This is a genomic window from Cohnella yongneupensis, assembly GCF_042655785.1.
Lineage (GTDB): Bacteria > Bacillota > Bacilli > Paenibacillales > Paenibacillaceae > Cohnella > Cohnella yongneupensis.
The window spans coordinates 37,706-62,717 of record NZ_JBHSNC010000017.1; the positions used below are offsets into that span (position 1 = coordinate 37,706).

Genomic DNA, 25,012 nt, shown 5'->3' on the forward strand with positions numbered 1-25,012 from the left:
CGTGATTCAACCCTTTAATATTTAACCAACCTTACTTACTCTTAGCCTCGTACTCTTCCGTCCACGCAGCGGTGCGCGTGAGCTCCGCCTCGGCGCGAGCGATGGCCGCCGTAACTTGCGGCGTCGCGGTGCCGCCGTAGACGTTGCGCGCGTTGACGACCGCTTCCGGCTGGAGCACGTCGTAGATGCGCTCGTCGAACAGCTGCGAAAACTGCTTGAACTCGTCGAGCGTCAGGTCGAGCAAGAATTTGCCTTGTTGGATGCAGTACAGCACCGTTTTGCCGATGACTTCGTGCGCTTGGCGGAACGGCAGTCCCTTGTTCACGAGGAAGTCGGCAATGTCCGTCGCGTTCGAGAAGTCCTGGTTAACCGCGCGGCGCATGTTCTCCTTGCGCACCTTCATCGTCTCGATCATCGAGGCGAACAGCTGAAGCGCGCCCTGCAAAGTTTTCACCGTGTCGAACATGCCCTCTTTGTCTTCCTGCATATCCTTGTTGTACGCGAGCGGCAGCGACTTGAGCACCGTCAGCAAGCCGACGAGGTTACCGTAAACGCGGCCTGTTTTCCCGCGGACGAGCTCCGGCACGTCGGGATTTTTCTTCTGCGGCATAATGCTCGAACCGGTACAAAACGCGTCGTCCAGCTCGACGAACTGGAACTCGGTCGAGGACCACAAGATAAGCTCTTCGCTCAGGCGGGACAAGTGAGTCATTATGAGCGAAGCGTTAGCCAGAAACTCGACGATGAAATCGCGATCGCTTACCGCATCGAGGCTGTTCTCGTACACGCGGCCGAAGTTAAGCTGCTCCGCCGTAAAATGACGATCGATCGCGAACGTCGTGCCCGCAAGCGCCCCGGCGCCAAGCGGCAGCATGTCGATGCGCTTGTAGCTGTCTTGCAGGCGCTCGATATCGCGGCCGAACATCGATACGTACGCCATCAGATGGTGGGCGAACAAAATCGGTTGCGCGCGTTGCAAGTGCGTATAGCCCGGAACGATCGTATCGAGATTTTGCTTGGCTTGTCCGACGAGCGCTTCTTGCAGCTTGCGCAGCTGCTCGACGAACTCGACGACACGTTTGCGCAAATACAGATGCATGTCCGTCGCGACTTGGTCGTTGCGGCTGCGTCCCGTATGCAGCTTGCCGCCGACCGGACCGATCTCCTCGATCAACGCTTTCTCGATACTCATGTGGATGTCTTCGTCCGCGACTTCGAACTTGTGATCGCCGCGCAATATGCTTTGGCGGACCTTCAACAGCCCGTCCTTGATTTTCTCCACGTCGTCCGCCGGAAGAATGCCGCATTTGCCAAGCATCGTCACGTGCGCAAGGCTGCCTTGAATGTCCTCCTCGGCCAGTTCCTTATCGAACGTGATCGACGCCGTATATTCTTCGACCAATTGGTCGGTTTGCTTCGTAAACCTACCGCCCCACAGCTTGCTCATATCGCGAAATGCCCCTCTCTATCCATTCACCCGATTAATCATTGATAACGTTACAATAACGACAAAAGGGGAGCGAGGTGCCGCGAAGGTGCCTCCCGCATGGCCCCGCCTAAACGGGGGATGGTTCGGCAGGCCTCGCGGCCCTATCTCCCTTTTGTTGTTATTTATCCATTAATGCCCGAAGCGCCGTTAACGCCCGAAGATACTTTCAGACGCAGCGCGTTCAAGCGGATAAAACCAGTTGCATCGCCTTGGTCGTACGCTTTGGTAGGATCCGCTTCCATCGTCGCGATATGCGGATTGTACAAGCTGACCGGGCTCTTCAGGCCGGCGGCCATGATGTTGCCCTTGTACAGCTTCAAGCGGACGGTGCCCGTCACGTTCTTCTGGCTTTCGTTCACGAGAGCTTGGATCGCCAGACGCTCCGGCGCGAACCAGAAGCCGTTGTAGACGAGCGAGCTGTATTTGGAAATGAGGGAGTCGCGCAAGTGCATGACTTCGCGGTCCATCGTCAGCGATTCGATCTTGCGGTGAGCGGTGAACAGGATGCTGCCGCCCGGAGTCTCGTATACGCCGCGGGACTTCATGCCGACGAAGCGGTTCTCCACCATATCGACGCGTCCGATACCGTGCTTGCCGCCCAGCTCGTTCAGCTTTTCCATGATCGCCAGCGGGCTCATCGCCTCGCCGTTGACCGCGACGCAGTTGCCGGCTTCGAAATCGAGCTCTACGTATTCTGCCACATCCGGCGCTTTTTCAGGCGATACGCTCAGCACGTACATGTCTTGCACGTCGTCCGCGCTAGAGTCGAACCAAGGATCCTCGAGCATGCCGCTCTCGAAGCTGATGTGCAGCAGGTTACGGTCCATCGAATAAGGCTTCGACGCGGAAGCTTGCACGTTAATGCCGTGCTTCTCGGCGTAAGCGATCATCTCCGCGCGTCCAGGGAACGCTTCGCGGAACGCTTCGTCGCGCCAAGGCGCGATCACTTTGATGTTCGGCGTAAGCGCAGCGGCCGTCAGCTCAAAGCGCACTTGGTCGTTGCCTTTGCCCGTTGCGCCGTGCGCGATCGCGGTAGCGCCTTCGGCGATCGCGATTTCGACCATCCGCTTAGCGATAAGCGGACGCGCGATGGAAGTGCCGAGCAGGTACTGTCCTTCATATAGCGCGCCGGCCTGGAACATCGGATAGATGAAGTCCTTCGCGAATTCGGCGCGCAAGTCGTCGATGTACACTTTGGATGCGCCGGTCTTGATCGCTTTTTCTTCGAGACCGTCCAATTCTTCCTTCTGGCCGATGTCTGCGGTGAAAGTAATGATTTCCGCGTCGTACGTTTCTTTCAGCCAAGTGAGGATGACCGAAGTGTCGAGACCGCCGGAGTAGGCCAATACGATTTTTTCTTTAGCCATGGGATCGTTAAAGCTCCTTCATATCGATAAAATAAATTGCATCTGCTAGTGGGTAAATTACATAATGGCTGCCATGATCGCCTTCTGCGCGTGCAGCCGGTTTTCCGCCTCGTCGAAAATAACGGAATGCTTGCCGTCGATGACGCCCTCGCTCACTTCTTCGCCGCGATGGGCAGGCAGGCAGTGCATGAACAGGTAGTCGGACTTCGCCTTCGCTACGAGCTGCTCATTAACTTGATAGCTCTTGAACGCCTTCTCGCGCTCCTTCTGCTCTTCCTCGAAGCCCATGCTCGCCCACACGTCCGTGTAGACGATATCCGCGCCTTCGACCGCTTCGCGAGGATCGCGCACGACGTCCACGCGGCCGCCGGTTTGCGCCGCGACTTCCCTGGATTGCTTGACGACCTCTGCGGAAGGATCATAGCCCTCGGGCGATGCGCTCGCGAAGTGCATGCCGAGCTTGGCTGCGCCCATCATGAGCGAATGCGTCATGTTGTTGCCGTCTCCGATATACGCGATCTTAAGGCCTTCCAGACGCCCCTTCATCTCGAGCACCGTCTGATAGTCGGCGAGCGCTTGGCACGGATGCGACTGATCGGACAGCGCGTTGATGACCGGAATCGTAGCGCCGCGCGCCAAATCCACGACGTTGCGGTGACCGAACGTACGAATGATAATGCCGTCGAGGTAGCGGGACATCGTCTGAGCGGTATCGCTGATCGTCTCTCCGCGCCCCATCTGGATGTCGTTCTTGCTAAGGAACAACGCGTGGCCGCCGAGCTGGAACATGCCGACCTCGAACGAAACTCGCGTGCGAGTAGACGATTTCTCGAAAATCATGCCGAGCGTCTTGCCCAGGAGCGGTTGGTACACTTCTCCGGCTTTCCGCTTACGCTTCAGTTCGATCGCAAGATCGAGCAAGTAGCGAATTTCTTCCGGAGAATAATCGCTAAGTCCGAGGAAGTCTCTGCCCTTCAGTTGCAGAGCCATCTCTTCTTGATTTAACGTCGTGTGCAACGTAATCCCTCTTTTCCTTAAGAGCTGACGGTGTTGACCGCCGCCTTTTCCGTAAGTACGGCAGCGATCTGATTCACCGCGGTATCGATCTCTTCGTGCGTAACGAGCAGGTTAGGCAGCAGGCGAATTACGTTCGGACCCGCGGTAACGACGAGCAATCCGCGGCGGTGCAATTCCGACACGAGCTCGCCAACCGGCTCCTTGCACAGAATGCCGATGAGTAGCCCCTTGCCGCGAATTTGATCGACGATCGGCAGCTTGCCGAGCTTCGCTTCGAGCTGAGCGAGCAAGTATTCGCCCGCTTCCGCCGCGCGCTCGACTACGTTGTCCTTCAAGTACGTCTCGATCGTCGCGACGACCGCGGCCATGGCGATCGGCGTGCCGCCGAACGTCGTGGCGTGCGCTCCAGGTACGAAGCCGTTAACGACATCGCCCTTAGCAAGCATCGCGCCGACCGGGAAGCCGCTTCCGATGCCTTTGGCCAGCGTGAAAATATCCGGCTCGACGTCATAATGCTGATGCGCGAACAGCTTGCCCGTGCGCCCCATGCCGGTCTGAATCTCGTCGACGATGAGCAGCAGTCCGTGACGGTCGCACAGCGCGCGAACTTCGCTCAGGAATCCAGGATCAACCGGTATAACTCCGCCCTCGGCTTGCACGAGCTCCAGCATGATCGCCGCCGTATGCTCGTTGATCGCCGCTTCCAGCGCGGGGATATCGTGAAGCGGAATGTCGTAACGGAACCCTTCCGGAAGCGGAAGGAATCCGTCTTTGACTTTATCTTGACCGGTAGCCGTCAGCGTAGCTAACGTCCGACCGTGGAATGACTGATTAAACGTAATGATTTCGTAACGGTTAACGCCTTTGACCTTCTGTTGGTACCGGCGAGCCAGCTTGATCGCCGCCTCGTTCGCTTCCGCGCCGCTGTTGCAGAAGAACACGGCGTCCGCGCAGCTGTTATCGACGAGCAGGCGCGCGGCCTTCTCCTTGTTCGGGTTGCCGAACAAGTTGGAGACGTGCCACAGCTGATCCAGCTGCGCGACCAACGCGTCCTTAACGCTATCCGGCGCGTGGCCGAGATTCGCTACGGCGAGACCGCTCATGAAGTCGAGGTACTCCTTGCCTTGATCGTCCCAGAGGCGGCTTCCTTTCCCCTTAACCAAAGTAATAGGGTAGCTCGCATAGGTGTTGAACAATGCGCTGTCGCTCATGCCGATCTCTCCTTATCCGCGTGTGATCCGCGTTCCGATTTGGCCTTCCGTTACCGCCCGGCTCAGCACGCGTTCCGCCGCGCCGTCGACGATCAATACTTCTTTGACGTTACCATGCAGACAGCTCATCGCGGCGCGAACTTTAGGAATCATGCCTCCGTAAATTTCTCCGCTTGCGATCATCTCTTGGATGTCCGCGAACGTCACCGAAGGCAATACGACCTTCTCGCCGTTCACCGTTCGCATAATGCCCGGAACGTCCGTTACCACGATCATCGTATCTACGCCGAGATGGGAAGCGACCGCTCCCGCCGCCGTGTCCGCGTTAATGTTGTATCGCTGGCTTGCGCCGTCGATGCCGATCGGCGCGATGACCGGTAAATACCCCATTGCGATAATCCCTTCGATAATCGCCGCGTTCACGCTCGTAACGTCGCCAACGAGGCCGACTTCGTCGCTATTGGCGACCGGTTTCGCCTCGATCAGGTTGCCGTCCGTTCCGGACAGCCCGATCGCCTTGGCGCCGTTCTTGCCCAGCTTGCGCACGATCTCTTTGTTAATCCGTCCCGCGAGCACCATCTCCACGACGTCGAGCGTCGCTTCGTCCGTGACCCTGAGACCGTTCACGAATCGGCTCTCTATACCTAGCTTACCTAGCGTCTCGTTGATCGCCGGGCCTCCGCCGTGCACGATAACCGGCTGTACGCCTCGCTCCTGCAAGCTTCGCAAATCTTCGAAAAAAGCGTCCGGAAGCGCAGCTAGCGTACTGCCGCCGCACTTCATGACGAATCTTTGTGTACTCATGTCTGGCTACACGCTCCTCTTACGAACGATAGGCGGCATTAATGCGCACGTAATCGTACGTCAGATCGCAGCCCCATGCTACGGCGGACCCGCTTCCCATGTTCAAGTCCACATGGATCGCGATGGTATCGCCTTTTAAGTATGCTAATGCGACATCTTCGTCGAACGCAATCGGACTCGATTGCTCCAAAACCAGAATATCGCCCAATCGAATATCTACCGTATTCACGTTGACCGGAACGCCTGCGCGACCGACAGCTGCGATGATCCGCCCCCAGTTCGCGTCCGCGCCATAGACGGCCGACTTCACGAGGCTAGAGCCAATGATCGTCTTGGCGATCGCTTGCGCTGCTTCGTCGCTCGCCGCGCCTACGACGGACGTCTCGATCAGCTTCGTCGCGCCTTCGCCGTCGCGGGCGATCATCTTCGCCAGCTCTTGACACACGTGCCTGAGGCCCGCGAAGAACGCCTCGTAGTCCGGATGACTGCGCGTCAGTTCGCGGTTGCCCGCAAGTCCGCTAGCCATCGCGACGAGCATATCGTTCGTGCTCGTATCTCCGTCGACCGTAATCATGTTGAAGCTTAGGTTAGTTACTTCGCGTAGCGCCTCTTGCAACAACTCGGAGCCGATAGCGGCATCCGTCGTTACGAAGCCGAGCATCGTCGCCATATTCGGATGAATCATGCCCGAGCCTTTGGCCGCACCTGCGATCGTCACTTGCTGTCCATCGATAGTCACGGATACGCAGCTGACTTTCTTGACCAAGTCGGTCGTCAGAATCGCCTTGCAAAACTGTTCACCGCCCTCTGCGTCGTCCCGAAGCTTCGATGGCAGTCGCTCGATACCCGCGTTCACTTTATCCATCTTCAGCAGGACGCCGATGACGCCCGTGGACGCGACGGCTACTTCGTTCTTGCTTACGCCGAGCGCTTCCGCCATGCGGGCTTGCATCTCGCGCGCGTCCGCCTCGCCTTGCGCTCCCGTGCACGCGTTGGCGTTGCCGCTGTTGACGAGCATCGCGCGAAGCGTGCGGCCCTCGTTCAAGCTTTCGCGCGTCACTTGCAGCGGTGCCGCTTGGAATAGATTCGTCGTATATACAGCCGCCGCCGCCGCGGGTACTTCGCATACGATAACGCCTAGATCATTGCGATCCGTCTTCTTCAATCCGCAATGCAAGCCGCCGGCTTTAAAGCCGCGTGGCGTCGTAACGCCGCCGTCCTGCACGATCGTAAACAGCTGTTGTCCCATTGTGCTCCGTCGTCCCTCTCGTCCGTGAATTAAGGATATACCGGCGTGAACGCCAGCCCCAAAGATTCATCCCAGCCCATCGTAAGGTTCAGGTTTTGAATCGCTTGGCCTGCCGCGCCTTTTACCAAGTTGTCGGTGACCGAAATAATCGTGATTCGACCCGTGCGCTCATCCGCCGAGAAGCCGATGTCGCAATAGTTCGTACCGGTTACTTCCTTCGTCGCCGGTAATTGGCCGAGCGGACGAATTCTTACGAAGCGCCTACCTTCGTAAAATTGGCGGTACAGCTCCATGAACTGCTCCGTGCCGCGTTTTTCCGTCATCGTGGCATACATCGTCGCCATAATGCCTCTGGTCATCGGAACGAGATGCGGGGTAAACGTCGTTACGACGGGACGTCCCGCCGCTTCGGACAATACTTGCTCGATTTCCGGCGTATGTTGATGGTTATTCACCTTATAAGCTTTGAAATTCTCGTTGATCTCCGAGTAATGATTGCCTAGGCTCAATCCGCGTCCCGCGCCGGATACGCCGGACTTCGCGTCGATGATGATGCTATCGGGATCGATCCAGCCGGCTTTCACCGCCGGATATAGTCCAAGCAACGACGTCGTCGTGAAACAGCCCGGATTGGAGACGAAGTTCGTCTTGGACACTTGCTCTCCATACACTTCGGCTAGCCCGTAAACCGCGCTATCTACGTCCGCTTTCGCGGCAGGCTCGTGTTTATACCACTTGCGATACGCTTCGCCGTCTTTAAGACGGTAGTCTCCGGACAGGTCTATGACCTTCAATCCGGCCGCCAAAAACTCCGGAGCAAGCTTCATGCTGACGCCATGCGGCGTAGCCAGGAACACGACGTCCGCCTTTCCGCGGATCAACTCTACGTCGACGCCGTCCAGCAGATCGGTGCGAATTTCCGTCAAATGGGGAAACCCTTCCGCGATCGGGGCGCCGGCGGCGGAAGAAGAAATTACCGAGGTAACCGATACATAAGGATGAGATTGAAGCAGTCGAATGAGTTCAACGCCGCCATAGCCGGTAGATCCGACGATCGCCGCGCGGATGTGCGTAGTATTCATAGCCATACCTCCATGCCTATTAACGATATTCGGACGCTGCCGAGTGTGTCATATATAGCCTGCAGCCTTGTCGCACACATAGAAAACCACACTCATTGTACCGAATATATGGTAGGAATGAAAGCGACTTTAGCAAGGTCTGATGATGAATTATTATACACTCGGAGTATTATTTATACAACATTTATGCGTAAATTTTTCACTTTGGACACATTCTGCAGTCGCTTCGAGGTCATAGAATCTTATCGTCGTAAAACCCTTCGCCCAGCACTTCCGCCGCGTTGCTAATGATTACGAAAGCGTCGGGGTCGGCGTCTCGCACCAGAAGCTTCAGCCGGGTCACTTCGTTCTGACCGACGACGACGAGTAGTACCGGACGCTCTTCTCCTGTATAACCGCCGATCCCTTGAAGCCTTGTTAATCCGCGATCCAAGTCGTGCAAGATCGCTTCCGACACGAGCTCCGGTTGTTTGGATATAATGAAAGCCGCTTTGGAAGATTGCACGCCGGTTTGCACGAAGTCAATCGTCTTACTCGTCACGAATAGGCCGATCAATGCATAAAGCGCGTTTTCGAGAGAGATGAATAACCCCGCCGACAAAATGACCAATCCATCGAGCGAAGCGACGGCCAGTCCTAGGCGAATGCCGGTTAACCGATGCAAAATTTGCGCCGCGACGTCGAGCCCGCCCGTCGATCCGCGTCCGCGGAAGACGAGTCCTAAACCGAGCCCTACGCCAAGGCCTCCATATAACGCGCCTAGCAACGGCTCATGCGTCGGAGGCTCCCAATGGGAAGAGAGCAAGACGAAGAGCGGCAGCAGTACGGAACCGACCGCCGTTTTCACGCCGAATTGTTTGCCGAGCACGAAGATGCCCGCGATGAATAAAGGAATGTTCAACGTCCATTGCACGTAGGCGGGCGGAATATCGAACAGCGTGTTAACGATGATCGAAATCCCGGATACGCCTCCGGAAGCTATTTTATTAGGCAATAAGAACAGATTGAAGCTAAGCGCGATCAGAAACGAACCGACGAGCAACGCCGCGTAATTCATTAATGTCCGGAGCGCCGGCGGCGCTTTGCGTTTGCGGCGATTGTCCCCTTCCGCGCGCGAATGTACGGAAGATTTACGAAGTTTGGTATGTTGGGCCATAGCTTGTGTTAGCGCACCTCCTCATGTTGTCTTGTACAGCTTGTACCCCTATCGTACAAAATATGAAAGATCTGCCGCGATTGCGAGCAGATCTTCCGGAACGCAGAGCCTATTATCGCATGTCTGTTACATCGCCTTGTCGATCCAGCTTACGAAAACTTCGACGACGAGCGGATCGAATTGGGTTCCGCTCTTCTCGATGATCTCGCTGATCGCTTCGTCTTTCGTAAGCTTATTGCGGTAGGTTTGCTTGTGCGTCATGATGTCGAACGCGTCGACGAGCGAGAGCAGGCGGGACATCTCGGGAATTTGCTCCTGCTGCAGGCCGTAAGGATAACCTTTGCCGTCCCAACGTTCGTGCATGGCTAAGATCGCTTCCGCCAGCGCGGGCTCTCCGAGCGAGAACGCCAAGCGATAGCCGATCTCGCTGTGCGTCCGCATGATGTCCCACTGCTGCGGGGTCATGTTTTTATCATGCCGGAACACTTCTTTTGGAATCGCCATCTTGCCCACGTCATGGAGCTTAACGAGCAGTTGAAGCATGTTCATCTGCGCGGAATTCCGGGCTACGCCAAGTCGCTCCGCAAGCTCGATCGCCATCGTCGACAATCGCTCGATATGTTCCGGATCCTCGATGCCCGTCGCGTACATCGTCTCGGAAATGTCCTCGATTAGCTTCCGGCGAACGTTGCGGCTCTCGATCAGCTTCTTCTTGTACATCTCCTTCTCCGCCTGCTGGAACAACTGCGCGTAATCCTGCGCGGCGGACTTCGTCGTAACCGCGCCGATCGCCATGCTGATCTTGATCGGATCGGGCGCCGTTGCGGCGCACGCTTCGTTCAACGACCGCACCTTCTCCGCGCAAGCTTGCGCATCGGTTCCTTGCAGCAGAATCAGGAACTCGTCGCCTCCCCATCTCGCGCATACCGCTTCGTTACCGAAGACGTTGCGAAGCAGAGCTGCGCTGCGGACGAGCAACTCATCCCCGCGCAAATGTCCGAATACGTCGTTCACGAGTTTAAGCCCGTTCATGTCGGTCATGATCAAGCTTAGAGGCAGATCCAGCGAGGTTCGCTGCTCGTTCAGCCGGCGTTCGATGTAATTGCGATTGTACAACCCGGTAAGCGAATCGTGCGTGCTCAAATATTCGAGACGTTCCCTGGACTGCTGTTGCTCCGTCATATCCGTCAAAATAATCATGATTCGCGAGTCGTCGCCTCCCCGCTTCACGATTCTTTTATATTCGACCCTAACGAGCAAGCCGTTCTTCTTGAATACGGAGGGAAGACGCGCGGCGCAAGCTTCGGCATCCGCCCCTTCTTCGAGCATTTGCGCCAGCGCGCTCTCCGCGTCCGCGCGCTGTGACGGATTGTCCGGCCAAAGGAGCTCGGCGATCGGCATGCCCGAAATTTTGCGCCCGAGGATCCGCTTGCATTCGGCGCTGGATTGCTTCTGTACTTTCAGATCCCCGTCGATCGTCAAGAACCCTTGTCCCGCGTTATCGAGCATCGACTTCAGCTCGTTCTCCATCCGCATGAGCGCTAGGCTTTGAGAGTCGCTTATGTTCCAGATTTTGCTCGTCTCGCGCAAAAACTTCTCGTATTTCGTCAGCAACGCCGCATAGCCGGCCTTCAGCTCTTTATCGTTAGGAATGTCCGCTTGAAGCTCCTTGCGAGCCGCCTGTATGAATTTACGTTCCTCCGCGAACACCTCGTGCTCCTTCGTTCGCCTTCCCATGCGTCACCGCCATCTGTTATGTAGGTTATCGTTTACGACTTAAAGGCGAGAAGCGTCATGTCGTCTCTTTGGTATTCCTCTCCCATATACGCGGTTAGCATGCTCTCGAATTGCTCCTGTTGCCGCGCGAGCGGGTACGTCCGGTATTGCGCCAGCCATTCCAGCAACCGCGTTCTGCCAAGCGATGCGGTGCTGCCGGATCCGTTCTGATCCACGATGCCGTCGGTAATGAGGTAAAAGACGCGTCCAGGCTCCGCCTCAAAAGGATGATCCGTATACGCGACGTCGACAGGCGTGCGGCGGTAACCTACTTTATGCTTATCGCCCTTCACGCTGCGCATTCCGTTGCTGTCGCTAACCGCAAGCGTGACTCCCGTGCCCGCATAGACGGTGCGATCGCCCTCCATGAACATTAATCCCAGATCCAATCCGTCATCGGTCAAGCCGTCTTGATCCATCTGGTTGAGCGTCTCCTTCAGCAGCACGTTCAGCTTGCCGAGCACGACCGCCGGAGTCGGATTATCTCCCGTTGCCGCGATACGATCCAGCAACGACACGCTCAGCATCGTCATTAACGCTCCCGGAACGCCATGTCCCGTGCAATCCCCGACGGCCACCCACTGCACGTCGCCGACTTTTTTCATCCAATAGAAATCTCCGCCCACGACATCCCGCGGCTTCCATACCGCGAAGTGCTCGTCGAAGCTGCTTTCCATCGCCTCGGGCGCCGGCAGTACGGACTGCTGGATCCGGTTCGCGTACAGGATGCTGTCGGTCATTTCCTTATTGCGCTCGGCCAACTCCTTGGTTCTGGCCTGTACTTTGCTCTCGAGCTCCGCGTTCATGCTGAGTGCCCGCTTATACGGATCGGCCAGCTTGCGCGAAATGTAAATGAAGAAAAATACGATCAACACGATAGATACGAATACGGCAATCGCGGTGTTGAGCTTAATCGAATCGAGGAAGCCAACCGTCTCGCTGCGCGGAATTTGGGCGATGAGCCGCATATCCGCCGAACGGATCGGATAGCTGATCATATCGACTTGCTGCCCTTGCTTATTCTTAGTGTCGAGAATAAGTTGTTCGCCGGGCTTCGCTTCGTTAAGCGACGCGATCGTTGCAACCGGCAAATAATCGCCGAGCGTGCTCCCCGTCTGCTCGAACGAATCGGACAGGTGGATCGTCCCGTTCGCGCCTACCATCCACAGATGACTATTCGGGCCGTATTTGTAATTCGCGAATTCCGCGGACAGCGCTTTGAGACTCATGCCTACGCCCGCGACGCCAATCGGGTTGTTCACGTCTCCGATCAACACGTTAACGAACACGAAAGTGTCCTGGCGGCTCTTATTCGAATCGACGACGACGTCCGTTCTTTTGCCTGATGCCAGCGTGTCGAAAAACCACTTGTCGTCCGGATCGTCCTTGCTTACGCGCTCGAGCACTTTGCCGTCTTCGGCCCAATATTGATTCGTTACCGCGCTCACGACGAAGGAATTCGTGTAGTCGAACGAATGTGGCAACGAAATGAGCTGCTTGCGCACGATATCGCCCAGCTTGTCGTCCCGTTCTCCCCCGCTCACCCATTCAACGACCGCCGGGTCGTCCGCCAGCATATCCGACGTCTCGATGGCGCGGTCGATGCGCCCTTCTACTTGATTGGAGATCGACTTGGCGGTTCGGACAAGATCGTTCGACTTAAGCTTGCTAATGACTTCGCTTTCCGTGATCCGATATGACAAAATACCGGTCGTGCTCGTAGCGAACACGAGCAAAATTCCGGCTAGCACGATGACCCGGAACACGCTCCGGTCGTATTTCAACCGGCTACGCGACTCTTTTCCAGGCTTCGTTGTTGACAGCGCTCCTACCCTCTCCAAGTCGCTCATTATTCCGCCGTCTTCGCGACGATCTGGAAGGGCAGCGTCAAGTCTTCTTTGAATTCCTCCGCGCATTCCAGCTCGCTCTCGTTATCCTCGTCGTACGTCCAACGTACAGTCACGTTCTGTCCGTTCCCATACGCTTCTTCCAGCTTCTCGAGAAACATGAGCAAGCATTTCGTACTAGTCGTATTGATATAAGGCAGCTGAAGCAGAGCGGACACTTCCGTCTGCGGCTCAAGCTGCGCCAAATAATCGTCTACCCAATGCAGCAGCGGCTGATAGAAGGCGAAGGCGTTCTCCGGGTAAGACTGACCGCTGATGAACAATCGATGGCCTACCGGATCGAATCGAATCTCGGGCGTGCTTCGCGTCGCTTCCAAGTGAATCTCGCTAATCGTGACCATTTGCTATACGACCGCCTTTAATGTGAAAAATGATAGCCCTTCAGACTGAGGCGTGACGGTATATTCGAGCGGCAGCGTAGCTTTGCGCGCCATGTCGATGAGACCGACGCCCGCTCCGGCTTCGGCCGGATTATCCGACAATCCCTGTCTGAGTTGGTCTTTATACAGCTTCTTCAGCTCGTCCTTGTTCAATTGCAGAATAGCATCTATGCGTGCCGTAAGAGCCGGCAAGTCCGCGTTCTCGACCAAGTTGCCGGAGCAGATGAAGTTGCCCGCATCGTTCATGCCGATCGTGACGACGCTCGATTGGGCGATCCGATCTCTTGCCGGGCTATCGTTCCGATTGGCGTAATAGTTTTTGATATTTTGGGTTTGCTCGATGAAAATAGAAAACGTATGTATGATTTCTTTTTTGGACTGGTCCTCGTTCTCCAAATACGTCTTCACCGCTTCGCCGTACTCTTCGATCAGCTGCTGGGATAGTCTCCCCGAAAAGGTGATCAGAATTCCGTTCTTACGAAGCAAGGCTTGGACTTCCAGTAAGTGATTATCATTCATGGCCGATTCATCCTCTCCGGTGCGCGCTTGATGGGCAAGCGCTCTTCTACGGCGATTATATCATATACGTGGGTATTATTTGACAGGTTGCGACAATCCTCGCCGGAATTTACGCACAAAAAAGGGCGGCCAGATTAGGCTCGCCCTCTTCATATGGAAAGATTAGATCTCTTGCTGCTTGATCTGGCTACGCAAGTAACCGTCGATGAACGCGTCCAGATCGCCGTCCATGACCGCGCCGACGTTGCCGGTCTCGACCGATGTCCGATGGTCCTTCACCATGCTGTACGGATGGAAGACGTAGGAACGGATTTGGCTGCCCCATGCGATGTCCATCTGCTCGCCGCGCAGCGCGGCAAGCTCTTTTTGTTGCTCTTGAATCTTCAGCTCATAGAGCTTCGATTGGAGCATCTTCATCGCCTTGTCGCGGTTTTGAATCTGCGAACGCTGCGTCTGGCACGCCACGACGATGCCGGTCGGAATGTGGGTGAGCCGGATCGCGGAGTCCGTCTTATTAATGTGCTGACCGCCCGCGCCGCTGGCGCGATAGGTATCGACCCGCAAGTCCTCCGCGCGAATCTCGATCTGAATGTCTTCGTTAATTTCCGGAACGACATCGCACGAGACGAACGAAGTATGCCGGCGCCCCGAAGCATCGAAGGGAGAAATCCGCACAAGCCGGTGCACGCCCTTCTCCGCCTTCAAATACCCATACGCGTTATGGCCTTTGATCTGGATCGTTACGCTCTTAATGCCGGCTTCGTCGCCAGGTAAGTAGTCCAACAATTCGACCTTGAAGCCGCGTTTCTCCGCCCAGCGGGTATACATCCGGTACAGCATGGACGCCCAGTCTTGCGACTCGGTGCCACCGGCTCCGGGATGCAGCTCGAGAATCGCGTCGAGCTTGTCGTACGGTTGGTTCAGAAGCAGCGTGAGCTCGAACGAGTCGATCTTGGCAATGAGCGCCGCGACGCTGCCTGCCCACTCGATCGCCATGTCCTCATCCATCTCTTCGGTTAGCATATCGAGCATATCCGCGAGATCCTGCGCTTCGCTCTCAAGCGCCTCATACTGTTCGACGACCGACTTGACCGCATTCATCTCGCCGATGACCGCCTGCGCCTTATCGTTGTCGTCCCAAAAATTCGGATCGGCCATTTTGACTTCGTAGTTCTCGATCTGTTCTTTCTTCAGATCTAAGTCAAAGTGACCCCCTAAGTTGCTGTAATCGTTTCGCGTTCTCGCGAAGGTCTTGCTTATCTTTCACGTCTATTTCATACATGCGAGTATCACCTCATGACAATCTAGAGCGCCTTGCGACGCCGTTCCGTTAGTCTATGCGACCGTGGCACATTTTGTATTTCTTTCCGCTGCCGCATGGGCACGGATCGTTGCGTCCGACGCGCGCGTCGTCGCGCTTCGTAGGCCGCTTCGGTCCTTCTTCGGCTTTCGAGTCGACGGCTTGGCCTTCGGCGACCGCTTCGCGTTGCGGCTTCTTCTCGACATGCGCCTTCATGATATAGAGCGTAACCTCTTCTTCGATCCGCTCGATCATGGCGAGGAACATGTTGTGGCCTTCGAATTGGTACTCGCGAAGCGGATCGCTGCCGCCGTACGCGCGAAGGTGGATACCTTGACGCAGATGATCCATCGAGTCGATGTGATCCATCCATTTGCTGTCTACAGCGCGCAGTACGACGACCTTCTCGAATTCGCGCATCGTATCGGCGCCGATCAATTCTTCGCGTTCGTTGTATAGATTGTCGACCATCTCCATGAGATGCTCGATGATTTCTTCTTTTTCCTTGCCCCAAACGTCGTCCTTCGTCAGGCGATCTTCCGGCAGGTAGTGGCTGTGCGCATACGATACCAAGCCGTCCAGATCCCAATCTTCCGGTACGTCGTTATCCGAACAGTGGTTCTCCACCGAACGGGTGACTACGGCACGCACCATCGGCATGACGATATCGCGGATGTTTTCCGCGTTCAGGATCTCGCGGCGATCGCCGTATATTTTCTCCCGTTGGAGATTGATGACGTCGTCGTATTGCAACACGATGCGGCGGGCATCGAAGTTGCTGCCCTCTACCCGCTTCTGGGCGGATTCGATCGCGCGCGAAATGAGGCGGCTCTCGATCGGAGAGTCTTCGTCGAAGCCGAGACGCTCCATCATGCCCATAATATTGTCCGCGCCGAACCGGCGCATCAATTCGTCCTGCATCGACAAGTAGAACTGCGAGGAACCAGGGTCCCCTTGACGGCCGGCACGACCGCGCAGCTGGTTATCGATCCGGCGGGATTCGTGGCGTTCCGTACCCATGATGTGCAAGCCGCCCTTGTCAGCTACGCCTTCTCCGAGCAAAATGTCCGTACCGCGGCCCGCCATGTTGGTAGCGATCGTGACCGCGTTAGGCTGGCCCGCATTGGCTATAATCGCCGCTTCTTCGGCATGGTACTTGGCGTTGAGCACTTGGTGCTTGACGCCCTTCTTCTTGAGCATCTCCGAAATACGCTCGGAATTCTCGATCGAGACGGTACCGACGAGCACAGGTTGTCCCGTTGCATGGCGGCGAACGATCTCTTCGACGACCGACTTGTACTTGCCGTTCTCGGATTTGTAGACGACGTCCGGAATATCGTTACGGACCATCGGACGGTTCGTAGGCACTTGAATAACGTCGAGTCCGTAGATGCGCTTGAACTCTTCTTCCTCGGTTTTCGCCGTACCGGTCATCCCGGCCAGCTTGCGATACATCCGGAAGTAGTTCTGGAACGTAATCGTCGCGAGCGTCATGCTCTCGTTCTGAACTTTGAGCTGCTCCTTCGCTTCGATCGCTTGGTGCAACCCGTCGCTATATCTTCTGCCCGCCATTAGACGGCCGGTAAATTCGTCGACGATAACGACTTCTTCTTCTTGAACGACGTAGTCGACGTCGCGCTTCATGATGTTGCGGGCGCGAAGCGCTTGGTTAACGTGGTGGTTCAAGGTGACGTGGTCGTGGGCAAACAGGTTGTCGATGTTGAAGGCGCGTTCTACTTTCGTTACGCCTTGCTCGGTCAATGCGACGCTGCGCATTTTAATATCGACGGTATAATCTTCGACATCGGTCAGCTTGCTGACCAGACGGTCCGCGGCATAATACAATTCGGTGGACTTCTGCGCTTGCCCCGAAATGATGAGCGGCGTACGCGCTTCATCGACCAGAATGGAGTCGACTTCATCGATGATGGCGTATTGAAGCGGACGTTGAACCATCTGCTCCTTGTACAGCACCATGTTATCTCGCAGGTAATCGAACCCGAACTCGTTGTTCGTGCCGTAAGTAATATCGCAGGCATACGCTTGCTGCTTCTCTTCGTGGGTTAACCCGTGAAGGTTGCAGCCTACGGTCATGCCAAGGAATGTATAGACTTGTCCCATCTCCGCGCTATCGCGCTGGGCGAGATAGTCGTTGACGGTAACGACGTGCACGCCTTTACCTTCGAGCGCGTTCAAGTATACGGACAGCGTACCGACGAGCGTCTTGCCTTCGCCGGTTCTCATCTCGGCGATTTTGCCGCTATGCAGCACCATGCCGCCGATCAACTGTACGTCGTAATGACGCTTGTTCAGCGTACGTTTGGAAGCTTCGCGCACGACGGCGAACGCTTCGGGCAATAGATCGTCGAGCGTCTCGCCTTTCGCTAAGCGGGCGCGGAACTCTTCCGTCTTGGCGCGTAAGTTATCGTCGCTCAAAGCGGTTATCGTAGGTTCGAGCGCGTTCACTTGTTCAACGATTTTAACGAGTCGCTTCACTTCGCGTTCGTTGGCGTCACCGAATATTTTTTTGACCAATCCGAGCATATAGGAAGTACCCCTCTCTCCTGCGGGTATGACAGCATCTTCTCATTTTAGCAGTTTGACGAAAATGGGGCAAGGAAAGGGGACCTTTCCCTTCTTATAATGAATAAAAACCCCGGCCGCCTATTCGGCGAACGGGGTAATTTGCGTGGTTGGATTATTCCGCGGCTTCGATCAAGCCGTATTTGCCGTCGTGGCGACGGTATACGACGCTGAGCTCTTTGGTGACCGAATTGGCGAATACGTAGAAGTTATGGCCGACTAAATTCATCTGTAGGATTGCTTCTTCCACGTCCATCGGTTTCATATTAAACTTCTTCGTGCGCACCAGCTCCAGATCGTCCTCTTCCTCGCGGATGAGCGTCGATACGCCGTTTCCGCTACCGTAGTCATCCTTAAAGAGGGCTCTTGCCGAGTCCGGATGCCTGAAGTTTCGGTTGATTTTAGTTTTATGCTTACGGATTTGTCGTTCAAGTTTGTCCACTACGAAATCGATCGAAGCATACATGTCTTCGCGTTTCTCCTCCGCGCGGAGCAAAAATCCCTGCAACGGAATCGTAACCTCGATAGCCTGTTGGCCTTTCGTAACGCTTAGAGTTACATTTACATCAGATTGGGGAGGGGCTTCAAAGTAACGTTCTAGCCTACTTAGCTTCTTCTCGACATAATCACGAAGAGCATCGGTTACTTCCATACGCTGACCACGAATGTTGTATTTCATGCGGCAAGCCTCCTTTGCTGATTACACCTCCATCATACCATACAGATAGGAGCCCATTCAAAACATTCCGATAATAAAATTGAATTTTTAGAAAACTTGTTCGAATTGAATAAAATTGGTTTGAAGCTATTTTCAGATGGTAGCTTCAAGCTTGTTTTGGGCCTGTTCGTACCCGTAAGAAGCTGCTAACGCGTAGTATTCCTTAGCTTGGGCCTCGTTGCCGGTCGATTCGTAAAACACGGCAAGGTTGTATGCGGCTAAGTAAGTTGAAACGCCGATTACGATTTCTTTCGCGCCCGCACGGCCTAGCTCCAAGCATTTAAGGTAACTGTTCTCTATATTGTCGATGACCGAAAAATCCTGCGTGCCGATCGCGTATTCCAACAGGAACTGCGCGATGGAGAAACAGAAGTCTGGGGATTTCTCAAGCCACCCCGACTCGTTTCCTGCGAGCTCGAGCGCCTTCTCGTACTCCTTGTGTATCGTATATATTTCGAGCAACTCGACGATCATCTCTAACCCGTAAGGAGGATTGGACCCCTGCAACAACTCGTACGCTTTCTCCATATACTGTTGCGCGAGCTCGAATTCCTCCGCTCCCCGGTATTGCTTGCCGAGTTGAAAATTAAAATAAGCGTCATCGGGTTTCTCTTCCAACGCCTTAAGCAGTAGCGGAATGTTGCGAACACCTTTATCCGTCTGGAAATAGCCGTCGTGCAGCAACCGCAATCCGGTTATGACCGTAGGCATCAGCGGGGTCAACTGCTCATGAATGCGCCCTTCGAATTTCGCTCCGCGCGGAAACAACCGAGCCATATAGTCAATGGATTGCATCGTTTGTCCGTTCTGCTCATATCTTGAAATGATTTCTATTAAGCCGGCGCGCTTGGTTTTTACTTTCGTAAACTCTTTAATCGCGACGGAAAAATCCTCCGGAAAATATTGATCCGCATCGAGTACGAGCACCCAATCTCCGGATACGTGTTCCAAAGAATAATTGCGCGCAGCGGCGAAGTCGTCGATCCATTCGAAATGAAATACTTTCGCGCCGTTTTCCAAAGCGATTTCTACCGTTCGATCCGTCGATCCCGTATCTACTACGATAATTTCATCGACTGAAAGAGCGGCGCTCTTGAGGCATCGGTCCAAGTACTTTTCTTCGTTTCTGACGATCATGGCTAAAGAGATCATTGATACTCGCCTCGATTTCTCGTATTTATTACTCTATTCAGAGTACAACAAACCTAGACAACAAAAAACCCTGGATTTCTCCAGGGTTTGCGCTAATCGTACCTTTGTCAGCAGAAAACTGCTTTTTATAATTCCTCAGCGCCAATGCGCCGGTATGATTACACTTTCGTTACGTTAGCTGCTTGTGGACCGCGTGCGCCTTGTACGATGTCGAACTCAACGCTTTGGCCTTCTTCAAGAGCCTTGTAACCGTCCATTTGAATTGCGGAGAAGTGAACGAACACGTCGCCGCCTTGTTCTGTCTCGATGAAGCCATAACCCTTCTCTGCGTTGAACCATTTAACTTTACCTTGCATCTACTAAACATTCCCTTCATATTCAAATGACGTTAGACATAGGCTATTCGGCCTGCCCCACAATCCGAATATAACATCAGGGAAAGTTTGGTGTCAACAATTTTTTGTAAGCGGATACATTGAATATATCCTAATACTTATTAATAATGTTGACCAGTTGGCTGCATACATACCTGACTTGATCTTGAGTAATATTCATTCCACATGGAAGGTTAATACCATACGGAGAAATAGCGTAGGAAACTGGATTTTCCTCCTTCGCTCTCCGTGGAACATCAGCATAAGCAGGAATAGAACTTAACGGATGGAAGAAGGGGCGCGTATCAATGTTTTTTTGGGCCAATTGATCCATTAAATACTCTTTTTTTATATTTCTCTCGCTATTAACAACAACCGTTACCATCCAATACGTATTTTTGGTGCCGGGATGTTCGCAATTTAAAGTAAGGTCTGCAATGCCGTGAAGCTCCTCTTTATACCAAGAGAAAATTTCACGTTTTCGATTGACCAATTCTTCTATTCGTTCCAGCTGTGCCAATCCAAGCGCCGCTTGCATGCTGCTCATCTTATACTTGTAAGCGACTTCGGCATTATAGAACATTCTATCGCCGGGTATCCGACCATGATCACGTAGAAATGAACTCCGATCAAAAATGTCCTTGCTATCGGTTACAAGCATTCCACCCTCGCCGGTCGTCATCGTTTTTGAGCCATGAAAGCTAAATACACCGACATCACCCAAGGAGCCCGCTTTTTGCCCGCCATACTCGCTTCCAATGGCCTCAGCTGCGTCCTCGATAATTGCGATATGATGATCCTTGGCTATCCTTCTGATAGCGTCCATATCCGGAATGTTTCCGTATAAGTCGACAGGGATGACCGCTTTTGTTCTCTCCGTAATACAGCTTTGAAAACTTTCGGCAGACATACACCACGTTAAAGGATCAATATCCGCAAATACGACGGTTGCCCCAACATAGTGTATAGGGGCTGCAGACGCGATCCAAGTAATGTCCGGAACGATCACCTCATCGCCAGGCCCAACTCCAAGAGCTAACAGAGCTAAATGAATAGCCGATGTGCAAGACGGCAGTGCCATTGCATATTTGACTCCAACATATTCCGCAAATGCCTTTTCAAAACGTTCGTGATACATGTTGGCATCTTTATACCATGCATGCGCTGCCGCATCCGCAACATAATCGATCTCTTTCTGTGTAATAGAAGGACCTGATACAGGAATATTTTCAGCCATAACTTACTCCTTCATACATTTTAAGTAGCCCTCCGGGGCAATCGTAATTAGGGCTTGCTGAACGGGGCACGTTTTCTGTCGAGACAGTCAATGGGATCGCGTCCCTCGAAAACAACCAAAGTTTTTCGCATGTTTTTTCCCGATCATTCACCAAGGAATCTGGGCGAGGAACACCCAGCGGTTATCATCAGTGAGCTTTCCGCCGAATGGCAGGAAGAAGTCACCTTGCATGAATATTTGACTCTACAAGTTTTCCGTACCGATTGCTTCATCCTACTTTATTCGTTTTAACCACGCATTTGGCCAATGGGTAATGTTTTTATTCAGTTTACTTTCATTAAACACTGCTTTAGGAACTTCCAACACAAAATCAGAATTTTTATCTGCAAATTCAATTGCTGCTCCACTTGGGTTATTATCTTTCCATTCAACTCTTCCATTAGGAACATCATGTAAGTCTTTCATAATTCCGTCAGTAGCAACAATGTATGAACCTACGGATACTATTGAATGATACGCTTCTAATTCGTCCAATACATGTTGCTTTGTATGATTAGAATCTAATATCACAAGAACCGATTCACCAGGCTTAATTTGGCCCTTAACTTGGTTTACGATATTCTCATCTGTTGAACTTCCCTCAACGAGTTGAATGTAAGAAAATAGCTCATGCTCTTCAATTGATTTACGATTATGCTCTCTGATTTCAATATCTATTCCAATAACTCTTCCCCTCCCTAAAACTTTACATAAACTGGCATAAAATATGATTGATCCGCCATGAGCAACACCAGTTTCTATAATAACATCCGGCTGAATTCTATAAATTACCTCCTGCATCCTTAGCACGTCTTCAGGAAGCTGAATGATCGGCCTACCCATCCAACTAAACGTATAAGAATACCTTTCATTCCAACCCACTTTAACCCACAAATCTGAAAGAGTCTCGAATCCATCCTTCGAATATAATGCTTCTTTTTTCACTTCACCATTTACTGTTGAAATAATGGTGTTGGTCTCTGTATCAATTTCGTATTTCATTCATTAACTCCCTCTCAGAGAAAAGTTTTATATTTAGGTTCAAGTCTTTCAAAAGAACACTAATTTCTTCGAAATAATTTGGGTTCAAAATCAGAATACTTCCAATTTCCCTATGACACAACTCTTCTATACTAATGATCTCGTGTCCTGATCCAGGAATATATTTTCCAACTTTATTGGGATTAATATCAATAACACAATTCACAAAATTAATGTTCGGGTCTAATAAATTCAAGAAGGTCACTCCTTTAGCTCCAGCCCCCCATATAGCTAATTTCCCATTGTTTGAATAAAACTCCAAAAACTCTGTCGCACTTATTCTCCACTGCTTCTCAAAGTTAACATATTCCAAAGCCGCTTTTAACAAGAAATTAATCTCATTATTCTGAACTTCGAGTTTAGGCTCTCCAACAACCGCTTCAATCCATAGGTACTGCCCGTTGAATATATGTTCAACATTTACAACCTCAAAGCCTGATAATTGAAAGGCGTTGCTTAATGAGATTTTTGAAAAATAAGAACACTGTTCATAAAAGAAGTCGTACATCACTCTATTCTTCAATATCCATTCCACACAACGTGTTTCGAAGAAAACACGTGCATTAGGGGAATTTTTCAAAGTTTTTCTCAAGGTTTTCAGTAAAGACACAGGATCAGGAACATGCTCGATAACATGACGAGAAATAACGACATCAGCTTGGATAGACGTGCAATCTTCATCATAATATTTCTTTTCAAACCTCAATCTTCCGCCAAACTCAATAATCTCTCCATCATAACTTGGATCAAACCCAAATCCTATGTTCTCTCCTTCTTCTACAAGCTTCCTTAGAAACCCGCCTTTGCCGCACCCGACCTCAACAATTGTTTGCTGCCGAATCCCTTTTTTATCAACTAAGTCGCGAATTAAATTATTTATATAGCTATTAAAATAGGGTGAGTAAGATTGAGTATTATCATACTCACTGCCGTATTGAAGATCTTCAAGCGAAAATGAGGAATTGAAAATAAACTTACAATCTTTGCATATTACTAGGTTCAATGTTCCTCTCGTGGTAGATAAGGCTTGAGCCTTGCTACCTATTAAGAGGTTCTGATTGGCGGGTACCCCTTCGCGGTTGAGGAACTGATTAAGATTGTAGGATCCACATACTGGGCATACAGTTGAATCGGACACTTTACCCCTCCTTAGCTAATTGTCTCCACCATTAATAGATTTGCTCGATTTTATGCGTCGCGGATTTCTAGTAGTCGTGTAATAGTCTTTATACTTTAATAAAATCTTTTATATTGTCCGGGGTCAGTATTTTACAATCAAGGTTCATTGACTTGATTTCATTTGTAATTTCTTCTTGAAATTTAAGTATGGATACAAATACAACGTCTACCTGCTGTTCCTTTAAAAAACTTGGCCCTTTAACCATAATCCCAGACATGGCTTTGTCCTGTTTTGAAACATCGGAATCAATAATATATTTTATGGACTGCAAGTTTTGTTCTAAATGACTTAATATATATCGAGTTGTGTCGCCTGCACCCCAGATCGCAATTTTCTTCCCTGCACTCAACAAGCAACTCAAAATTCCCGTTACAAAAGAAGTTGCAAACTCGAACTGTGGTTTTAACAATTTTAACTTAACCTGTTCTTCATATTGTTCGACAAGCGTCCTGATAAAGCTGGGTTCATTTTCTAGCTCATTCTTCAACTGCAACTTCTCAGGATTCATGTCCACTCCATAGCTTGTCATTTCATAAATTTGGTTTGCAGCTTCTCTAAATACATTGATCTTATTCATGTGAAATGGCTCGAGATTGCCTCCATATCTACGTTTCCCATTATTGAACTCACTTATCAACACATTATATAAAGTATCCATTCTCAGGCTCGAGTAACGAAAACTTTCATCAATGTCGCCGTTTAAAGTCAGTTTGATAAAATCGGACATGTCCTTGCTATTAAATTTCTTTAGCATAAAGTCTTTGCCATTACTAAACTGAGAATTGAATTGAACCAATTGAACATCGATTAGTAGCACATGTTCAAAATAGGATAACTGCGCAAACATGGAAGTATAGTCTGGCGACATAGATTGAAACAGTCGTTCGTTTCGTGCATTGCAATGATCCAGGATAGAACGATGACAGCATGAAAAGATCATCTTCGGCAATACGGGTGTAATCCCGCTATGATGTTCGTTCAAAAATAATTTGATGATTTCATCCGAAGCGAAACGATAGGTATCGATTGTCGATTCAAACGTAGAAGGAAACTTCGCGTTGTACGCATATCCCCATACGAATACGGATGTATCCAGGTTTTTCTTAATAATGCTGTCGATCGTCTCCAGAGCATACGGTGCATAACTAGCTTTGTCTTCTAACACCGTAATGTAGTTTCCTCTTGCTTCGTCCAGTCCTCGCTGCCAATTATCATGCATGGGCAAATCGCCGGTTCGGACGTACTTAATTTTGTCTCCAATGTATTTATGTACCGCATCATAAGTTTTGTTATCCACGTCGTTATCAACGACTATAAGTTCCCAATCTTGATACGTTTGATCAAGTACGCTTTGAATGGCTTGTTCTACAATGAAACTGCGGTTACGTGTAGGAAGAATGATCGAGAATTGTGGGGCTGACGACAACGGTA

21 protein-coding genes are annotated in these 25,012 nt (G+C 52.0%); all 21 read right to left on the minus strand.

The genetic code is table 11. The features are described from left to right. Window positions 1-31: 31 nt before the first annotated feature. Entirely contained in the window at window positions 32-1,447 is a 1,416-nt protein-coding gene (argH, locus tag ACFPQ4_RS05535; protein WP_378110784.1) for an argininosuccinate lyase, read from the minus strand. 164 nt (window positions 1,448-1,611) lie between these two features. Next, window positions 1,612-2,856: an argininosuccinate synthase gene (locus ACFPQ4_RS05540; RefSeq protein ID WP_378110786.1), complete on the minus strand. Its 1,245-nt coding sequence runs from the start codon at window positions 2,854-2,856 to the stop codon at window positions 1,612-1,614. Between the two features lie 57 nt (window positions 2,857-2,913). Beyond that, a complete protein-coding gene (gene argF / locus ACFPQ4_RS05545) occupies window positions 2,914-3,846 on the minus strand; it encodes an ornithine carbamoyltransferase (RefSeq protein ID WP_378110872.1) in 933 nt (310 codons plus the stop codon). A gap of 44 nt (window positions 3,847-3,890) precedes the next feature. Beyond that, complete coding sequence (locus ACFPQ4_RS05550; RefSeq protein ID WP_378110787.1) at window positions 3,891-5,084, minus strand: acetylornithine transaminase; 1,194 nt, start codon at window positions 5,082-5,084, stop codon at window positions 3,891-3,893. A gap of 12 nt (window positions 5,085-5,096) precedes the next feature. After that, window positions 5,097-5,888, minus strand: a complete 792-nt coding sequence (gene argB / locus ACFPQ4_RS05555; RefSeq protein ID WP_378110788.1) for an acetylglutamate kinase — start codon at window positions 5,886-5,888, stop codon at window positions 5,097-5,099. Window positions 5,889-5,907: 19 nt separating this feature from the next. Further along, complete coding sequence (gene argJ / locus ACFPQ4_RS05560; protein WP_378110789.1) at window positions 5,908-7,137, minus strand: bifunctional glutamate N-acetyltransferase/amino-acid acetyltransferase ArgJ; 1,230 nt, start codon at window positions 7,135-7,137, stop codon at window positions 5,908-5,910. Between the two features lie 29 nt (window positions 7,138-7,166). Further along, the gene (gene argC, locus ACFPQ4_RS05565) at window positions 7,167-8,219 is read right to left on the minus strand and encodes an N-acetyl-gamma-glutamyl-phosphate reductase (RefSeq protein WP_378110790.1); all 1,053 of its coding nucleotides are present in this window, start codon (window positions 8,217-8,219) and stop codon (window positions 7,167-7,169) included. A 232-nt stretch (window positions 8,220-8,451) separates the two neighbouring features. Beyond that, window positions 8,452-9,375: a YitT family protein gene (locus ACFPQ4_RS05570; RefSeq protein WP_378110791.1), complete on the minus strand. Its 924-nt coding sequence runs from the start codon at window positions 9,373-9,375 to the stop codon at window positions 8,452-8,454. A 126-nt stretch (window positions 9,376-9,501) separates the two neighbouring features. After that, window positions 9,502-11,112 (minus strand): bifunctional diguanylate cyclase/phosphohydrolase, encoded by a 1,611-nt coding sequence (locus ACFPQ4_RS05575; protein ID WP_378110792.1) that lies wholly within the window; start codon window positions 11,110-11,112, stop codon window positions 9,502-9,504. 32 nt (window positions 11,113-11,144) lie between these two features. Then, entirely contained in the window at window positions 11,145-13,001 is a 1,857-nt protein-coding gene (locus ACFPQ4_RS05580) for a SpoIIE family protein phosphatase (protein ID WP_378110793.1), read from the minus strand. Continuing rightward, window positions 13,001-13,399 carry a DUF1987 domain-containing protein gene (locus ACFPQ4_RS05585; RefSeq protein WP_378110794.1) on the minus strand — a complete coding sequence of 133 codons (399 nt, stop codon included), beginning with the start codon at window positions 13,397-13,399 and terminating at the stop codon, window positions 13,001-13,003. Before ACFPQ4_RS05585 ends, ACFPQ4_RS05580 begins: the two co-directional genes overlap by 1 nt. Before the next feature lie 3 nt (window positions 13,400-13,402). After that, a complete protein-coding gene (locus ACFPQ4_RS05590) occupies window positions 13,403-13,957 on the minus strand; it encodes a SiaB family protein kinase (protein ID WP_378110795.1) in 555 nt (184 codons plus the stop codon). 162 nt (window positions 13,958-14,119) lie between these two features. Next, window positions 14,120-15,239 (minus strand): peptide chain release factor 2 gene (prfB, locus tag ACFPQ4_RS05595; RefSeq protein ID WP_378110796.1). Its coding sequence is split into 2 segments (ribosomal slippage): window positions 14,120-15,160 and window positions 15,162-15,239, totalling 1,119 coding nucleotides; the frame shifts between segments, so codons are not numbered across the junction. A gap of 48 nt (window positions 15,240-15,287) precedes the next feature. Further along, on the minus strand, window positions 15,288-17,801 hold the full coding sequence (gene secA / locus ACFPQ4_RS05600) for a preprotein translocase subunit SecA (RefSeq protein WP_378110797.1): 2,514 nt from the start codon (window positions 17,799-17,801) through the stop codon (window positions 15,288-15,290). A gap of 154 nt (window positions 17,802-17,955) precedes the next feature. Further along, window positions 17,956-18,519, minus strand: a complete 564-nt coding sequence (gene hpf, locus ACFPQ4_RS05605) for a ribosome hibernation-promoting factor, HPF/YfiA family (protein WP_378110798.1) — start codon at window positions 18,517-18,519, stop codon at window positions 17,956-17,958. A 132-nt stretch (window positions 18,520-18,651) separates the two neighbouring features. Beyond that, the gene (locus ACFPQ4_RS05610) at window positions 18,652-19,710 is read right to left on the minus strand and encodes a tetratricopeptide repeat-containing glycosyltransferase family 2 protein (protein WP_378110799.1); all 1,059 of its coding nucleotides are present in this window, start codon (window positions 19,708-19,710) and stop codon (window positions 18,652-18,654) included. A gap of 158 nt (window positions 19,711-19,868) precedes the next feature. Next, window positions 19,869-20,066: a cold shock domain-containing protein gene (locus ACFPQ4_RS05615; protein WP_027087264.1), complete on the minus strand. Its 198-nt coding sequence runs from the start codon at window positions 20,064-20,066 to the stop codon at window positions 19,869-19,871. Window positions 20,067-20,196: 130 nt separating this feature from the next. After that, the gene (locus tag ACFPQ4_RS05620; protein ID WP_378110800.1) at window positions 20,197-21,321 is read right to left on the minus strand and encodes a DegT/DnrJ/EryC1/StrS family aminotransferase; all 1,125 of its coding nucleotides are present in this window, start codon (window positions 21,319-21,321) and stop codon (window positions 20,197-20,199) included. A gap of 273 nt (window positions 21,322-21,594) precedes the next feature. Further along, window positions 21,595-22,362: a cephalosporin hydroxylase family protein gene (locus ACFPQ4_RS05625; RefSeq protein ID WP_378110801.1), complete on the minus strand. Its 768-nt coding sequence runs from the start codon at window positions 22,360-22,362 to the stop codon at window positions 21,595-21,597. Beyond that, complete coding sequence (locus ACFPQ4_RS05630; RefSeq protein WP_378110802.1) at window positions 22,346-23,539, minus strand: class I SAM-dependent methyltransferase; 1,194 nt, start codon at window positions 23,537-23,539, stop codon at window positions 22,346-22,348. The genes ACFPQ4_RS05625 and ACFPQ4_RS05630 overlap by 17 nt, the downstream gene beginning before the upstream one ends. Before the next feature lie 88 nt (window positions 23,540-23,627). After that, window positions 23,628-25,007 (minus strand): glycosyltransferase, encoded by a 1,380-nt coding sequence (locus ACFPQ4_RS05635; protein ID WP_378110803.1) that lies wholly within the window; start codon window positions 25,005-25,007, stop codon window positions 23,628-23,630. Window positions 25,008-25,012: the final 5 nt, after the last annotated feature.

Coding starts and splice junctions, on each gene's coding strand:
- ACFPQ4_RS05610 (WP_378110799.1), bottom strand. CDS start 19,710: ATGATCTCTTTAGCCATGATCGTCAGAAACGAAGAAAAGTACTTGGAC.
- ACFPQ4_RS05625 (WP_378110801.1), bottom strand. CDS start 22,362: ATGAAATACGAAATTGATACAGAGACCAACACCATTATTTCAACAGTA.
- secA (WP_378110797.1), bottom strand. CDS start 17,801: ATGCTCGGATTGGTCAAAAAAATATTCGGTGACGCCAACGAACGCGAA.
- argB (WP_378110788.1), bottom strand. CDS start 5,888: ATGAGTACACAAAGATTCGTCATGAAGTGCGGCGGCAGTACGCTAGCT.
- hpf (WP_378110798.1), bottom strand. CDS start 18,519: ATGAAATACAACATTCGTGGTCAGCGTATGGAAGTAACCGATGCTCTT.
- argC (WP_378110790.1), bottom strand. CDS start 8,219: ATGAATACTACGCACATCCGCGCGGCGATCGTCGGATCTACCGGCTAT.
- ACFPQ4_RS05580 (WP_378110793.1), bottom strand. CDS start 13,001: ATGAGCGACTTGGAGAGGGTAGGAGCGCTGTCAACAACGAAGCCTGGA.
- ACFPQ4_RS05620 (WP_378110800.1), bottom strand. CDS start 21,321: ATGGCTGAAAATATTCCTGTATCAGGTCCTTCTATTACACAGAAAGAG.
- ACFPQ4_RS05570 (WP_378110791.1), bottom strand. CDS start 9,375: ATGGCCCAACATACCAAACTTCGTAAATCTTCCGTACATTCGCGCGCG.
- argJ (WP_378110789.1), bottom strand. CDS start 7,137: ATGGGACAACAGCTGTTTACGATCGTGCAGGACGGCGGCGTTACGACG.
- argF (WP_378110872.1), bottom strand. CDS start 3,846: ATGGCTCTGCAACTGAAGGGCAGAGACTTCCTCGGACTTAGCGATTAT.
- ACFPQ4_RS05615 (WP_027087264.1), bottom strand. CDS start 20,066: ATGCAAGGTAAAGTTAAATGGTTCAACGCAGAGAAGGGTTATGGCTTC.
- argH (WP_378110784.1), bottom strand. CDS start 1,447: ATGAGCAAGCTGTGGGGCGGTAGGTTTACGAAGCAAACCGACCAATTG.
- ACFPQ4_RS05575 (WP_378110792.1), bottom strand. CDS start 11,112: ATGGGAAGGCGAACGAAGGAGCACGAGGTGTTCGCGGAGGAACGTAAA.
- ACFPQ4_RS05585 (WP_378110794.1), bottom strand. CDS start 13,399: ATGGTCACGATTAGCGAGATTCACTTGGAAGCGACGCGAAGCACGCCC.
- ACFPQ4_RS05590 (WP_378110795.1), bottom strand. CDS start 13,957: ATGAATGATAATCACTTACTGGAAGTCCAAGCCTTGCTTCGTAAGAAC.
- ACFPQ4_RS05540 (WP_378110786.1), bottom strand. CDS start 2,856: ATGGCTAAAGAAAAAATCGTATTGGCCTACTCCGGCGGTCTCGACACT.
- ACFPQ4_RS05550 (WP_378110787.1), bottom strand. CDS start 5,084: ATGAGCGACAGCGCATTGTTCAACACCTATGCGAGCTACCCTATTACT.